9 protein-coding genes are annotated in these 16,040 nt (G+C 52.4%); 6 read left to right on the plus strand and 3 right to left on the minus strand.

What is annotated here, in order from left to right; all coding sequences use genetic code 11:
• The first annotated feature begins 342 nt into the window (after window positions 1-342).
• Both CHH28_RS10465 and CHH28_RS20390 read left to right on the plus strand, forming a co-directional pair.
• The gene (locus CHH28_RS10465) at window positions 343-2,961 is read left to right on the plus strand and encodes a hypothetical protein (protein ID WP_094060259.1); all 2,619 of its coding nucleotides are present in this window, start codon (window positions 343-345) and stop codon (window positions 2,959-2,961) included.
• A gap of 174 nt (window positions 2,962-3,135) precedes the next feature.
• Window positions 3,136-4,425: a PAS domain-containing methyl-accepting chemotaxis protein gene (locus tag CHH28_RS20390; protein ID WP_199243885.1), complete on the plus strand. Its 1,290-nt coding sequence runs from the start codon at window positions 3,136-3,138 to the stop codon at window positions 4,423-4,425.
• 61 nt (window positions 4,426-4,486) lie between these two features.
• Here the strand turns inward: CHH28_RS20390 and CHH28_RS10475 are convergent, their stop codons facing one another.
• Both CHH28_RS10475 and CHH28_RS10480 read right to left on the minus strand, forming a co-directional pair.
• A complete protein-coding gene (locus tag CHH28_RS10475; RefSeq protein ID WP_094060261.1) occupies window positions 4,487-5,257 on the minus strand; it encodes a substrate-binding periplasmic protein in 771 nt (256 codons plus the stop codon).
• Between the two features lie 185 nt (window positions 5,258-5,442).
• Entirely contained in the window at window positions 5,443-6,813 is a 1,371-nt protein-coding gene (locus tag CHH28_RS10480; protein WP_094060262.1) for a DEAD/DEAH box helicase, read from the minus strand.
• 332 nt (window positions 6,814-7,145) lie between these two features.
• Between CHH28_RS10480 and CHH28_RS10485 the strand changes: the two genes are divergently transcribed.
• From CHH28_RS10485 to CHH28_RS10495, 3 genes are all read left to right on the plus strand, one after another.
• The gene (locus tag CHH28_RS10485; protein ID WP_094060263.1) at window positions 7,146-8,336 is read left to right on the plus strand and encodes an efflux RND transporter periplasmic adaptor subunit; all 1,191 of its coding nucleotides are present in this window, start codon (window positions 7,146-7,148) and stop codon (window positions 8,334-8,336) included.
• 24 nt (window positions 8,337-8,360) lie between these two features.
• Window positions 8,361-11,510 carry an efflux RND transporter permease subunit gene (locus CHH28_RS10490; protein WP_094060264.1) on the plus strand — a complete coding sequence of 1,050 codons (3,150 nt, stop codon included), beginning with the start codon at window positions 8,361-8,363 and terminating at the stop codon, window positions 11,508-11,510.
• A gap of 350 nt (window positions 11,511-11,860) precedes the next feature.
• On the plus strand, window positions 11,861-12,940 hold the full coding sequence (locus CHH28_RS10495; protein WP_094060265.1) for an alkene reductase: 1,080 nt from the start codon (window positions 11,861-11,863) through the stop codon (window positions 12,938-12,940).
• A 231-nt stretch (window positions 12,941-13,171) separates the two neighbouring features.
• On the opposite strand, the gene CHH28_RS10500 is transcribed toward CHH28_RS10495, so the two are convergent.
• Complete coding sequence (locus CHH28_RS10500; protein ID WP_094060266.1) at window positions 13,172-14,836, minus strand: AMP-binding protein; 1,665 nt, start codon at window positions 14,834-14,836, stop codon at window positions 13,172-13,174.
• 122 nt (window positions 14,837-14,958) lie between these two features.
• On the opposite strand from CHH28_RS10500, the gene CHH28_RS10505 reads away from it, so the two are divergent.
• Window positions 14,959-15,966 carry an AraC family transcriptional regulator gene (locus CHH28_RS10505; protein ID WP_233243611.1) on the plus strand — a complete coding sequence of 336 codons (1,008 nt, stop codon included), beginning with the start codon at window positions 14,959-14,961 and terminating at the stop codon, window positions 15,964-15,966.
• The last annotated feature ends 74 nt before the right edge of the window (window positions 15,967-16,040 follow it).

A 16,040-nucleotide genomic window follows, 5' to 3' on the forward strand; every position in this document is an offset into this window, starting at 1 on the left:
GCTGTTATGAGCTGAACATCCCTCGAGCTAGGCGTGACGAGGGATGTTTAGCGAGCTAAATGAAGGATGAACAACACGGATTGAGGGATGTTCATCCATACCCCGAATGGCTGGCGTCCGTTTTTCCCTGAGTCGCGTTATTCGTTGCTTATGTAACCCGTTAAATCACACCCCTCATACCTCGCTCAAGAAAAAGCTGACTTTCAGTAGCAAAGGGCCAAACAGTGGTAGCTGGCCCTAATGCTGTGATCAAGCGCTAAAGGCTGGGTGTCGGCGCTTGTGTGTGCTGGTCCTTCATGGTTCCATTTGCGCCGCTTGATGACCCACTTCGAAGGATTGTTGATGAACACCCAGCGGCTGATCTATGCGTTTGTAAACCCTCTGATAGGCAAGTACCTGAAAATACCGGCATACATCGCGCTGTGTTTGTTTGTGCTGCCGGCATTGCTGATCGCTGTACTGCAGGTGATATCTGACATATCGGTGTCCAATAAAGAGTGGCTTCCCGTTCCGCTAGAGGCGACGTATGGTCAGCCACAGCGCGGCGACTTCAGTTACAAATATCAGTTTGACGGCGAAACCTATCGTAATCGGCAAATGCAGGCCGGTTTTATTACCAGAAGCAGCGAAACCGAGGCATTGCAACGGGCCTATGAGCAGGACGCTTTAACCGTTTTCATCAATGCCGAGCGCCCCGAAGAATCGGCACTGTCTTTATACACCGATGTTGAAGGCAGTTTGATGTCGGTATTGATCCTATCGCTGACAGCCGCACTGTTATTTGGCTTGGCGCGCATGTTGGGGCGTAAACCCCCTGACGGGTTGGCGAGCGTGGATATTATGCAGGACCAGGCCAGCCCTCAGGATAAAAAAGAGCAAAACGATGGCGTAAGCAGTGTCGAGCGGCACACATTAAAAAAACGCATGCTGGTAAGGTTGGTGGTATTTATCGGTGTGCTGATTTATTTTTCCCGGATGCTGCTGAATGCAGAAAACTGGCACTCTCCCTGGATAGCCTTGCCGTTAGCGATCATCGGCTTGCTGTTATTTCAGTTTTGCCAAGCAGCGATACCTTGGTGGCGTTTTCGGAAAATTGGCCAAACACCGTTATCATTTGCACAACCGTTAGATGTACAAACAGGTATTGACGCCTCGTATACCGTGCAAGGTGAGCTGCTGGGGCAAATGACGGCGACGTTGCGTTGCGTTGCCAGTGAACAGAGAGATCCGGGCAACCGGCCTTTGAGCAGCCGTGAGGTGGGTTTATGGCAAGAGCAGCGTTTATGTCAGGCTGAGGTGCTACCGTCTGGCGACACTCGCCTGACATGCCAGTTTGAGCCGCCCAAAGACAGCCCGGCTTCCTTCACGTACGTTGCCTCAGGAGAGGTATATTGGCAGTTGCACTGTCGCGGTATGGTTCGCATTAACGGGCGGGACACGCCGTTTGAGCGTAGGTGGACTCTTACTGTCGCCAATAGCAGTGCATCGCAGCCGCCGACCTTGATGGATCTAATGGCCATTCTGCAAGGCAAAAAACCGGACCGAGCCTTCGCCGCTTTGTTTGATGCAGCAGGGCAATCGAGCCGCACCGAGGCCGTGGTAGAAAGTACGTTAGACCGCAAGCTAGAAAGTGCAGCAGACAATCCGGCACAGGGCACTGTAGAAGGTATCGCCGCAGCCAAGTTAGCCGGCACAACGCAGCCAAAAGCTAATCTGCAAGAGCCAGAGTCTGGCGACGCTAGCAGCGAACAATCGAGCGAGACCATAACTACAACGGACAGTGAAACGGTCATCTCCGACACCACTAGCAGCACTAAGGCAAACACTGCAGCCGCCGATGCTTCATCAGAGCCGATAAAAGACAATGCTGAATACGCTAGGGCTTCAGCCCAACGCTGGGTGGATATCGACCAGCAGCAGGATACTTTGCGGCTGCTGAACCGACGTAAGCGCTCCGATGCTTTAGTACTGCCGTTTTTGCTGCTCCCCATTACTTTGATCGTCACGCAGCTCTATCGGGGCAGTCAGCAACCCGCTGGCATTGATTGGCAACTGATAGGTTTTATTGCCTTATTCGGCGGCGGTATGGCAGCCATGTGGATACTGAGAAGTGCGCGCAAATATTCCTTGACGGTAAAGCGTGGTGAGATGCTGCTTAGTACTTATTGGTTTGGATTTTTGGCCTCGCAGCAAACCATCAGTGCAGAGCAATGCCCAGACCTGATGATTCTGGAAGACGGGCGATACGGTAGTGAAGAGAATACCACCATCGATTTTAAAATTTGTATTTTCTACCAAGGAAAATATCTATCCTTATTAAGGCGAATTGGCAGTTATCAAGACGCCTTGTGGATCAGCAATGTCATTACCGAGCAACTCACTGGCGAGGCGCTGTACAAGGAATCGGCGGAAACGTCTTTGGCGGGTCAGAGCACGCAATCCATGTACACCCGCGCATTAAGCCATCATCACGTTGATCTTGAACAAGCGCTCACCAGCAATCTAACCCTGCACAATCTGACAGGGCGGTTGGAACTGGTGGCTCAGTCGCGGCGCGCGCAGTGGACGGAAGTAGCCATAGTGGTAGGCATGCTGCTGGTCTTCTTTTTATTTGGCGGGTGGGTCTTGGGGTTATTCCTAACCATGCCGGCCATTTTTATTGTTGCGGCGATGTTAGTCGGCGGGCGTCATGTCTGTGAGATTCGAACCAGCAAAATCGATACTTACTACAGTATTCTCGGTTTCCGGTTGCAGCACACCACCCACGTATTGGCACACGGTCATTGTGTCGAGTATGAACTCAAACCCATTGATGGCATACAGAGTGACATTGCTTATGTGACGTTTTCGTTGCAGCAACCGAACCTGCGTATTGAGCTGCTCAGCGGCTATGCCACGCAGGAAGAAGCCAAAGCGATTGCTGAGCGCATTGATAACAGTATGCGTCTTTGGAAACGGTAAGGCGCGGATATCGCTGGGTATTCTAGTTGTGTAAAGAGCGTCACCCGTATTTGTGAGTCTTAAAGGTGCTCGGTCTAGGGTCTGTTTGCCTATGGTGCGACGCTGGGCTAGCTTTTGGTAGGGATTAGCTTCTACCTGAGAGGCTGTCACGTCCAATCAGAGATGGGAGCTCACATGTTTCGTTTTGGCTTGAACTCGGAAGACAAAGAGCGCTTGCAAGCGTTAGAGCGCCAAAACAGCTCCCTGGCAGCTCAGTGGGCTGCAATGGCAAGTTTGGTCGCGTGGGCGCGTCTGGATCAGCAGGGCATGGTGCGCGAGGTCAGCCCATTGTTCGAGTCTGTGACGGGCTATTCGCAGCGTGAGTGGATTGGGCAGCCTTTGAGCATGGCCAATGTGCAGGGGGTTGTACAGGGGGCTGGCGAGGATGCCGTGGCCAAACTGAAGCCCGGCGAGCAGCGCCAGCAGGTGTGCCAGCGGCGATTGAAAAACGGCCAGCTAAAGACCTTTGCAGAGCGTTATGGCATGACGGCGTCGGAGCAAGGTGGGCGTGAAACACTGGTGGTGTTAAACGACATCAGTGAGCAGTATGAGCAACTGCAAGAGTTGCGTCATCTGCAAGCAGCCATTCACCGCGTGTTTGCTGTGATTGAGTTTGATACCGAAGGCAATATCCTAACCGCCAACGAAAATTTTCTAAATGGCCTCGGTTATAAGCTGAGCGAAATTCAGGGCAAACATCACCGTATTTTTTGCCGAGACGAATTTTATCGTCAAAATCCAAATTTTTGGCGAGATATCAGCTCTGGCAATATCCGCAGCGGTATTTATGAACGTGTGACCAAAAGCGGTCGTTCCATTTGGATCGAAGCCTCTTACAATCCAGTGTTCGATGATCATGGCAATGTGGTCAAAAATATTAAATTTGCCATCGATATTACTGATCGCGTCCACCATGAAAATGAAATTCAGCAGTTGGTTAAGTCCACTTCTGATGAAACCTTGCAGGTGTCTTCAAAAGCCACCGAGGTGCTCAAGGCATCGGTAGAAGCCGCCACACGTATCGACGAAACCGTCAAAGAAGCAATGCAGATTTTGGGGAATCTCAGCCAGCAATCGGAAGGGATTTCTAATATCTTGTCTACCATCAGCGGCATCTCTGAGCAAACCAACTTGTTGGCGCTCAATGCAGCGATTGAGGCGGCGCGCGCTGGTGAGCACGGGCGCGGTTTTGCTGTGGTTGCCGACGAAGTGCGCTCTCTGGCTTCTCGCACTGGGCAGTCGACGATTGAAATTGATGAGTTGGTCGGAGAGAACAGTAAGCTCACTGTAGCGGCCAATCAGAAAATGCTGGCGATTCAAGAAAAGTCCGAGCACAGTAAGAAACTGATTATCGAAGCCGATCAAACCATTTCTGAAGTGAGCGTGGGTGCGCGCCGTATGGCCGAGCAGCTATCGCGCATGTAATGTTTGCCTGCTTTTGAGCGTGACGCTCAGAGCCGCTGTTAGCAGATTTTGTACCCTTGCATTAACGATATTTGGCATGAATGGCTTGGTATTCGCCGTTTGCTTTTAACGCCTTTAATGCCTGATTAAAGGCATCGACCAGCGCTTTCGCTTTGGGGTGCTGTCTGGAGAAGCAAAAGTAGAACGAGTGTTGTTCTAAGCTGTAAAAGTCAAAACTCTCGCTCATTCCTAACTTTTTAATAACAAAGTCTGTGGCTTGCTGACCCAGATACAAATAGTCGAAGCGTTCACGTTTTAACATTTGTACCGCCATCTCAGTGGTTTTCGACTTTATTGGCTGCGCACCGGCGCTCACCAAGGCTTTGTAGCTCTCGTAGCCATCTACCGACGCCACTCGTGTGCCACGAAAATCACTAAGCTTGGTAATGCTTTTTGCTGCAAACCCTCTGCGCACATAAAAGCCATCGTTATAGTCGCTGATGGGGTCCGAGAAGATTATAAAGGCTTCGCGCTCGGGGCGATAAGCGCAGGTCATGATGCCCAGTATGTGGCCACTTTCTGCGTAATGTAGCACGCGTTTCCACGGATAAAACTGGATATCGATATCCAGTTCCAATTGCTCAAAGACGCGACTCACCACTTCATAGTCAAAGCCACGCAGGCCCTCGATGGGCTGCTCCATTTCATAGGGAGGGTAGTGTTCGGTACCGATCAGCAGCGCTTCTTGTGTTTGGCTGCCTTGGTGAATCTGGCTTTCCTCCTGCGCATGTAACGGCAATAGCAAGCACATGCAATATAAGCAGAGGCTGCTGATGACGTGCTTTGCTGACATGCGCTGCTCCTGCGGATGTGGGCTTTGGCTGGGCGGTGAGCTTCACCACCGTGCTGTTCAGTGTAGACCCAGGTGGCGATGAAGCATGGACGCACCCTTGGCCAATGGGCTGTCAGCACTGAGGTAGTGGCCACCGCACCGTAGGCCACCGAGAGGGTTGTGGGGAGGGTATAGTGCGGTGGCTGTTATTGTGCCGCTGAGCTTGGTCGGCGCCTTGGCCGACGAGCAGGATTGGCGGCGCCATTTTTGCTTTGAGACGCGGAACCACCGCGCTGCTGGCGGGGTTTTGCTGCTGTGTTCTTGTTAGCACGCTGATGATGCTGGCTAACGGCTTTTTGCCCACCTTGATGGCCCGGGCTTTTAGGCTTCTTCGGTTTCTTGGGCTTTTTGGCTTTTGCACGAAGTGTGGTTTGCGGCACTTCGTGTACCGGTTCAAAGCCAGGCACGTAATCGCGCTCCAGCAATTTACCGATCAGATTTTCGATTTGCGACAGCTCTTTCACTTCATCCGCTGCCACCAGAGAAAAGGCCTGGCCACTGGCACCAGCGCGTCCAGTACGACCAATGCGGTGCACATAATCTTCGGCGACGTTGGGCAAATCAAAGTTCACTACCTGCGGCAGTTGGTCGATATCGATGCCACGGGCAGCGATGTCGGTGGCCACCAGAATACGAATATCACCGGATTTAAACTCCGACAGTGCCCGAGTGCGTGCGCCTTGGCTTTTATTGCCGTGAATGGCAGCGGCGGTAATGTTGTTTTCTTCTAAGTAGCGGGTCAGGCGGTTGGCGCCATGTTTGGTTTTGCAAAACACCAATACTTGCTGCCAGTTGTGCTCGTTAATCAGCGCTTTGAGCAGTTTTGGCTTTTGCTTTTTATCCACCGGGTGAATCAGCTGCTCGACTTTTTTCGCTGTACTGTTGGCTGGGGTTACCGACACTTCCGCCGGATCATTGGTCAGACTTTTCGCCAGCGCGCGAATGTCGTCAGAGAAGGTGGCCGAAAACAGCAGGTTTTGACGCTCTTTCGGCAAGATGGCCAACAGCTTTTTAATGTCGTGAATAAAGCCCATATCCAGCATGCGGTCGGCTTCGTCCAGTACCAGCACTTCCAGCTGTTTAAAGCGCACGGCATTTTGCTGGTATAAATCCAGCAAGCGGCCGGGTGTGGCCACCAATACGTCGGCACCGCGGCGCAGGCGCATCATTTGCGGGTTGATCTTAACGCCACCAAATACCACCGCCGACGTCAGCGGCAAATGCTCAGAGTAAGCACGCACATTGTCGCCCACTTGCGCTGCCAGCTCCCGTGTTGGAGTAACAATCAAAGCACGCACCTGATTCGGACGGGCGCGCTCACCGGCGCTGAGTTTTTCCAGAATCGGAAGGGTAAACCCTGCGGTTTTGCCTGTGCCCGTTTGCGCAGCAGCCATCACATCACGCCCACTCAATACGGCTGGAATGGCTTGTTGCTGGATGGGGGATGGTTGTTGGTAACCTTGTTCTTCAATAGCCTGAAGAATGGCGGGTGACAGACCCAGTTCGGCGAACGACATAAATAATCTCAGTATGGCCAGGGCTGCAGCGATGGGATTGGCCGGGTAATAAGGGGGCGGCGATTATAGCGGCTCTGCCGGTCTGACTCGAGCTGGAAACTACCTAAATGGCCTGTCAGATATGCTGAGCCAGAGGCGCAGATTGTCTGCCGCAGAGGCGCGATAGCCCATGCGTGGCCAGCACTTGCATCATCGATGCAGGAAGATTCAGGGCTAACTCAGGGCGAAAGGCGACATCTGTTGTTTTAAATGGAACAAAGATGTTCTTTAATAGATTATTGTTGTGATCGCAACTTGCTCCTACAGTGTGCAGCAAACTGGGGGAGGAAAGTATGAAATCACCAACAAAATCTATGATCGTGCTGTTGCTGGCATCCTTGCTGCTGGCGGCGTGCTCATCTGAACCGGCAGAACCGCAAGCGTCTGCTGCGCCGTTACAACCGATTGATGTGGCGCACGTTGTCCGCGCGGACATCATCGATTGGAGTCAATTCACCACACGGCTGCAAGCACCGCAAACGGTGGAAGTGCGCCCGCGGGTGAGCGGTGTGATCGAGTCCATCGAGTTTGTGGAGGGCGCTGAAGTCAAGCAAGGCGACTTGCTGGTCAAATTAGACCCACGCCCGTACGCAGCCGAGGTCGATCGCTTGACCGCTCAGCGCGATGCGGCGTTGGCGGCGTTAAAGCAAGCGCAACTGGAAGAACGCCGCAGTACTCGCTTGCGTGCCAGCAATGCCATGGCCGCAGAGCAAGCCGATGCGCGGGTATTCCAAGCGCAGCAACGCCAAGCAGAGTTGGCGGCGATGGAAGCAGCACTGCAAGCTGCACAGTTGAACTTGGAGTTCACCGACATTCGCTCACCACTCAATGGCCGTGTCTCCAATGCCTTTATTCAGCCGGGCAATACGGTAAACGCGAATGCCAGCGTGCTGACGCAATTGGTCTCCACCGAGCAGGTGCATGCGTATTTTGATATCGACGAGCGCAGTTGGAATGCGCAGTTTTCCGATGTCACTGCAGCCACCCAGCTGGCGGTGTATTTACAGCTGACTGGCGAAAATGACTATCAACACATGGGCATGCTCGATTTTATCGACAACCGAGTGAACTTTAATACTGGCACTTTGCGTGTTCGTGCAACCTTTGACGTCGCTGACAATAAATTGCGCCCAGGCGCGTTTGCGCGTGTGCGCATTGCTCCACAGCAAAAGATCAGCAGTGTGTTGGTGCCAGAAACGGCCATTGGTACGGATTTAAAGAATCGCTTTGTGCTGGCGGTTAATGCAGAAAATACCCTGGAATATCGCCAGGTCACGTTAGGCCCGCGCATTGGCACCTTGCGTGTGATTGAAACCGGGTTAAACGGCGACGATCGCATTGCCGTGAATGGCCCAGCCCGTGTTGGCCCAGGTATGCCGATTGAACCGCGTGACGTAACGATCGATACCTCGGCGTTGGCGCAGGTATTACCCGAGACACGCATTTCATCCGAACTTGAGCAGTCAGTAGCGCAAGCGCGCTAATGACGCCGGTCGACGAGAACAAACATGAACTTTAGTCATTTTTTTATTAACCGGCCGATTTTTGCGTCGGTATTATCGCTGCTGATTTTAATCGGCGGCGGTATCTCATTATTTCAACTGCCCGTCAGTGAATACCCGGAAGTGGTGCCACCGACGGTTGAAGTGCGTGCCAGTTATCCTGGTGCGAACCCTAAAGTCATTGCCGAAACCGTGGCTGCGCCATTGGAGCAAGAACTGACAGGGCTGGAAAATCTCTTGTACGTATCGTCACAAGCGACGGCCGATGGCCGTATGACGCTGATTGTGACGCTGAAACTGGGTACCGATTTGGATCGTGCGCAGCAGCAAGTGCAAAACCGTGTGAACACGGCACTGCCACGTTTGCCCGAAGAAGTGCAGCGCTTAGGCGTCACCGTAGAAAAATCATCGCCCAACCTGACCATGGTGGTGCATATTTTTTCACCGGATGGCTCACGCGATAACAGCTACTTGGCCAACTACGGCGATCTGTACATCGAAGATGAATTAAAAGCGCTGCCCGGTGTTGGTAACGTGCAGCTATTCGGTGGTGGTAGCTACTCCATGCGGTTATGGCTGCAGCCTGATGCTCTGGCTGAGCGTCGACTCACGGCAGGCGATGTGGTTAATGCCGTACGCCAGCAAAACCGCCAGGTTGCTGCCGGTACGTTGGGTGCACAGCCCATGGTGCGCGAAAATCAGTTTCAGATTTTGCTGAATGTCCAAGGACGACTGAGCAGTGTTGAAGAATTTGAAAACATTGTTATCCGCATCGGTGAGCAAGGTGCGATCACGCGGCTGAAAGACGTTGCGCGAGTAGAGCTGGGCGAAAATACCTATGCACTGCGCTCATTGCTGGATGGTCAAAACGCCATCGCGATTCCGATTTTCCAACGCCCTGGCTCAAACGCCATTGAGTTGTCTGATTCGGTGCGGGCGAAAATGGCAGAACTGTCGCAGTCCTTCCCGCAAGGAATGAGTTATGACATTGCCTACGATCCCACCATCTTCGTACGCGGCTCGATTGAAGCGGTGATTAACACTCTGCTGGAAGCCATTGTATTGGTCGTCCTGGTGGTGATTTTATTCTTGCAGACCTGGCGCGCGTCGATTATTCCACTGATTGCTGTGCCGGTATCCTTGATTGGTACCTTTGCCGTGATGCAGTGGTTGGGCGTGTCGATTAACACCTTGTCGCTGTTTGGTCTGGTGTTGGCGATTGGTATTGTGGTGGACGATGCCATTGTGGTTGTGGAAAACGTCGAGCGGAACATTGGCAACGGTTTGTCTCCGGTGGCGGCCACCAAACAAGCCATGACCGAAGTGACTGGGCCCATCATTGCCATTGCTTTGGTGCTGTGTGCGGTATTTATTCCAACGGCCTTTATTCAAGGACTGAGCGGTCAGTTTTATAAGCAGTTTGCACTGACCATTACCATCTCAACACTGATTTCAGCGTTTAACTCGCTCACTTTGTCACCCGCGCTGTCGGCGATTTTGCTGAAGGGCCATGACGAAAAGCCGGATGCCTTGACGCGCGGTATGAACGCTCTGTTTGGCGCCTGGTTATTCCGTCCGTTTAATCGCTTGTTCGATAAAAGCTCAGATGCATACGAGGGCATTGTTCGTCGTTTAGTTCGCTTCGGTGCCATTGTTGGTCTGGTGTACTTTGGTTTATTGGCACTGACGGGCAAAGTCTTTAATGACGTGCCGGGCGGATTTATTCCAGCACAGGATAAACAGTACCTGGTGGCCATTGCGCAGCTTCCGGACGCATCGAGCTTGGATCGTACTGAGCAAGTGGTGCGCGAAATGACGGAAAAAGCCCTGGCAACTCCGGGTGTCGCCAACGCTATTGGTTTCCCTGGTTTGTCGGTCAATGGCTTTGTCAATGCCTCAAACTCGGCCATTGTCTTTTTGCCGCTGGAGGATTTCTCAGAGCGTACTGATCCTGCGCAAAGCGCGTTCGCCATTGCCGGGTCGTTAAATGGTCAGTTCAGTGCCATCGACGAAGCCTTTGTTGCCGTATTCCCACCGCCACCCATCTTAGGGTTAGGCACCACAGGTGGTTTTAAACTGCAGCTGCAAGATCGTGGCAACCTAGGTTTTGATACGCTGTTTGCGGCCTTGCAAAATGTACAAGGGCTGGGCTGGCAAGATCCTGCATTGACCGGCCTGTTTTCCAGCTTCCGCATTCAAGTACCGCAAATGGACATTCGTGTCGATCGTGAGCAAGCGTTATTGCAGGGCGTGCCGCTCAGCGAAGTGTTTGATGCGCTGCAGATTTATCTGGGTTCTGTCTACGTTAATGACTTTAACCTGTTTGGCCGAACGTACCAGGTCAATGCCCAAGCCGACGCTCAGTATCGTCTCGACCCGGAGCAGATACTGCGTTTGGAAGTTCGTAATCGCGCTGGCGATATGGTGCCGCTGGGCGCCATGGTGGAAATTACCCCCACCACAGGCCCAGACCGGGTGATGCGTTACAACGGGTACATGAGTGCTGAGCTCAATGGTAACCCGGCACCTGGCTACAGCTCTGATCAAGCTCGTCATGCGATGGAGAAAATCCTTGCGGAAAATCTGCCAGACGGCATCGACTACGAGTGGACGGAAGTGACTTACCAGCAAATTCTGGCAGGTAATACCATGGTGTATATTTTCCCTCTGGTGGTATTGCTGGTGTTCTTGGTACTCGCCGCTCAGTACGAAAGTCTGACCTTGCCAATGGCGATTATCCTGATCGTGCCGATGACTATTTTATCGGCGTTATTGGGCGTCGCTGTGGCTGGGGGAGACAACAATATTTTCACCCGTATTGCCTTGATCGTTTTGGTGGCCTTAGCGTGTAAAAACGCCATTTTGATGGTCGAGTTTGCACGCGATCGACAAAGTGGTGGCTTATCTCGTTTGGACGCCATTTTGGAAGCATGTCGCTTGCGTTTGCGTCCGATTTTAATGACCTCCATTGCGTTTACCGCAGGTGTTGTACCCCTGGTGCTGGCCAGCGGCGCCGGTGCAGAAATGCGCCAAGCCATGGGCAACGCTGTATTTGCCGGTATGTTGGGCGTGACTTTCTTTGGTTTGTTATTTACGCCGGTGTTTTACATGGCGATGACCGCGCTGTCGAAGGGCTCGGCGGAGAAACGCTCCTAAGCACTCGTCTGCCTTTCAGTCTCTGTAGTAGCCGCCTGGGGAGTTATCCCTTGGCGGCTTTTTTGTCTTTAATGATTCTTCCTCGTCGCTTCTAGTCTCTAGTCTTCTGATTTCTACCTTCTGATTGTTAGCTGGCTGACGTTTTAGTGACCGATTGAGTTGGCCATAATCAATAAATTATATTTTCGAATAAGGATATTGTTGAAAGATATATCTCGAAGTGCATCTGATGTTTCAAGCCGGATATTGTTTATATAAATGATACAGCCTGTTGTCAGTTGGTTCGGTTGTGGCTGTTAGCTGGTGTCCCCATTGTAGGTGAACCATTAAAACCGATAAGGCCAAGCAAGATGAGTGAAGCAACCGAACTCCTAAGCCCAGTGACTCTGGGAGCGTTACAATTGAACAACCGCGTACTAATGGCTCCTTTGACCCGTGTGCGTGCAGAGGCGGACCATGTGCCTGGGGATTTGATGGCACAGTATTATGCGCAGCGTGCCAGTGCCGGTCTGATTATTGCCGAAGCGACCATGGCGATGGCGGACACCTCAGCCTTTATTTCTGAACCCGGCATTTACAGCGCTGAGCAAATTGCCGGCTGGCGCAAAGTCACGGATGCGGTGCATAAAGCCGGTGGTAAGATCATTTTGCAGTTGTGGCATGGCGGACGGGCCAGTCACCCGGATTTAAATGGCGGTAAAACACCAGTTGCAGCCAGTGCGGTGGCGATTGATGGTGAAGTGCATACGCCAGCGGGTAAGCAGCCTTACACCGTACCTCGTGCTTTGGCCGATGATGAAATACCAAGCATTATCGAGGGCTTTCGACAGGCGGCTGAAAACGCCAAAGAGGCCGGTTTTGACGGTGTCGAAGTCCATGGTGCCAACGGCTATTTGTTAGACAACTTTTTACGCGACGGCAGCAATCAGCGCAGCGGCCCATACGGTGGTTCACTGGAAAATCGTGCGCGTTTATTGTTGGAAGTGCTGCAAGCGGTGAGTGATGTGTGGGGCAGTCAGCGGGTAGCGGTAAGAACTTCACCGCTAAACAGCTTTAACAGCATGAAAGACAGCGACCCAATTGAAATGACGTGCTATTTGGCACAGCAGTTTAATCAATTGGATCTGGCGTTCTGGCATTTGATGCGTGCTGACTTTATGGCCGAGCAGCAAGGTGATGTGGTGTCAGCGGCGCGAGCGCTGTATCAGGGCAATTTGGTGAGTAATATGGGTTACAGCCGCGATGAAGCCAACCAAGGCATTGTCGAGCAGAAGTTTGATGCCGTCGCCTTTGGTGTTCCTTACATTGCTAATCCGGATTTGGTCGAGCGTTTCCGGTTAGACGCACCGCTTAACGAGGCGGATCCTGAGACGTTTTATGTGCCGGGTGCCAAGGGTTATATCGATTATCCAACTCTAGCTGAGCAATAAACCGAGCAACAACATGCTAACGCAGTGACTTGGTTTCAGCTCGCTGTCCGTTTTATCGGGGCAAGATCACTGCGCGTGAAAAGTTGCGGAACATTGCACTTTTAGCGCGTCAGTTTCCAGCATAGAACCCAGTGCAGGACCCAGTGCAGGACCCAGTACAGGACCTAGTACTGACTCCAGGAGAGACCCCAGCCATGATCTGGCTGGGGTCCCTCGAGATATCGCTAAGATTTAAGCCGAAGTGGCGTCGCTAATTTCTTTTTCGGCTTGCTGGCGCAATAAATAGCGCTGAATTTTACCGCTGGAAGTTTTTGGTAGCTCATCGACGAACTCAATTTCGCGCGGATACGAGTGCATCGACAACGTATTGCGCACGTGTTGTTGCAGTTCCTCAGCCAATTGCTGATCGGTTTCGTAATTGGAGCGCACAACCACATAGGCTTTGACAATGGCGCCGCGTTTATCGTCGGGTTTGCCGACCACAGCACTTTCAATGACCGCATCGTGCTCGATCAATGCGCTTTCCACTTCCGCTGGCCCAATGCGATAGCCTGCTGAGGCAATGATATCGTCATCGCGCCCCGTGTAACTGTGTGAGCCGTCGCCATTGCTGACCACCATATCGCCAGTCAGATAATAGCGGCCCTGATAGGGCGCTTTTTCATTCCAGGTATACCCGTCAAAGAAAAACAGCGGCGAGTGTTCCATATCAACTGCTAATTCGCCGCTTTCACCCGGAGCCACTTCATTGCCTTTCGGATCAAGGGCCACCAGACGATAACCGGGTAGCTGAAATCCCATACTGGCCGGGCGTTCGACGTGCTCCAATGCGTGGAAATTAGCCGAGGTCATGCCAGTTTCCGTTTGCCCATATTGATCACATAAGCGACAGCCCAAGCGCTGTTGCGCCCAATTGACAATTTCCGGGCTGAGTGGCTCACCCGCACTGCTGGCACGTTTAACCTGCAATTTGGCAGAATCATCAAATAACTCATCGTTTGCCATTAACAGACGATACGCCGTCGGTGCCGCGGCAAGATTCGTGATGCGATATCGCTGTAAAAAAGCCAGTGTATTGTCGGCGCTAAAGCTGGCTTCATTAAAGTGCGTGGTCACACCCAATAACAATGGGCCAATAATCGCGTAGTAGAGGCCGTACGCCCAACCAGGGTCGGCCAGATTCCAGAACTGGTCATCCGCTTGCAGGCCAATGGCATATTTCATGTAAACGTAAAATGCCATCAGCGCTTTGGTCGGTACCGCCACGCCCTTGGGCTTACCGGTGGTGCCGGAGGTAAACATTTGCAGAAAGGGATCATCTAGCTGCAGCAGCACGGGCGTAAAATCGTCGCTGTAGTGCGACAGTTGCTCATGCAAATAAAAGTCTGGCTGTTTGCTAGTCGTAGGTAGATTGTCCACCAACATGGTCAGCGGTGAGGCACTGACGTCGTCGAGCTTGTGCCATTGCTCGCCATTGGTAACGATCAGGCGGGTATTGGCTTGCTGCAACCGGTAGTCGATGGCACCTGGGCCAAACGCGGTAAACAAAGGCTGATATACTGCCCCAGCTCGCAGCGTACCGAGAATGCAGATCAGTAGCTGTGGCGTACGCGGCAGCAGGCAGGCTACGCGATCTCCCCGGCCAATGCCTTGGGCGTTTAGAAAATTGGCAAAACGCGCCGCCTGTTGCTGCAGCTCAGCGAAGGTCATCTCGCCATCAATGCCGGCGGCTGTTTGATAACGCAGGGCCACCTTGCTGGCATCGCTGGCATAACGGTCACAGATTTCCTGGCAAACATTGATGCCATCGGTAAAGTTGCCATGAAACTGCGCTTCGATGGCATCGCTGGAAAATTGTTGAGCAAAGAGGGCGTAGCTGGGGAGCGACCTGGACATTGAAGTTCAACCTTGTTGTTTTTGTTGTGCGCAAAAGTCATGCTAAGTCATCACTCAATAGTCACTGAATGACGGGTTTGCGCAGAAAAATTGACAACTTTTGCCGTTCGGAGCCAACTGCCGTGACGCACAATCTGACTTTTTCTTCACATTACGCTCGCGCCGCGCTGTATGGGCTGCAACAGCAGCGCAGTGATTGGCGGGAGTTACTGCAGCAACGTGGTATCGACTATGGTCTGATACAAGAGCCGCTGGCGCGCATACCAACAGAGCAGTTTGTGAACCTGTTTCGGTTGGTCTGGCGTGTACTGGACGATGAGTTTATGGGGCGCAGCCGCCAGCCGTGTCGGGTAGGCCATTTCCATTTAATGGGGTCGCTGGTGGTGCATGCCGACAACCTAGCGGAGGTGCTGCGACAGAGTATTCGTTGCTACGACTTGTTTTCCGACGATATTGTTATTGAGCTGATCGAACATGAGCAGCAGGTCGAGCTCAGCATTACTCATACTCAGCCGCAGCTGGACCCGGATAATTTTTTGGTAGAATGGCTATTGCTGGTGTGGCATCGGCTGTGTGGCTGGCTGATTGATCAGACCATTGTGCTCAGTCAGGCAGGGTTTCAACACGCGCTGCCAGCGCATTTTGATGAATATCAGTTTGTGTATCCATGTCGCTGTCATTTCGAGCAAGCGCGCAACAGTCTCTTTTTTAGTCAACGCTATATGGCCATGCCGGTGGTTCGATCAACGGCCGAACTGGATGCGTTTGTGCACGACTCCCCTCGCCACTTGATGATTTGGGCGGGAGAAGACGACAGCTTAACCACACGCGTACGGCGCGTATTAGAGCACAGTGCGGCGCCTAAATTGCCGACATTAGAGCAAGTGGCCGTGCAGCTGCACATGACCTCCTACACCTTGTGTCGCAAGCTCAAAGCCGAAGGCAGTGCTTATCAAAAAATTAAAGATAATCTGCGCCGTGATCAGGCGGTGACCATGCTGACACGGCAAAACTTAAGCATCGCCGATATTTCTACAGAGCTTGGTTTTGCCGAGCCAGGAGCATTTTCCCGCGCCTTTAAAAGTTGGACCGGTGTTAGTCCACTGGCGTATCGCCAACACGAAGGGTAAACCTTAGGCAGGTCAATGTGGGAAAAATGAAGGCCCTGCGATAGCCAGCTAGAACATCCAGCTAAAACAGCCAG

Origin of the sequence: Bacterioplanes sanyensis (genome assembly GCF_002237535.1) — a bacterium.
Classification (GTDB): Bacteria; Pseudomonadota; Gammaproteobacteria; order Pseudomonadales; family Oceanobacteraceae; genus Bacterioplanes; species Bacterioplanes sanyensis_A.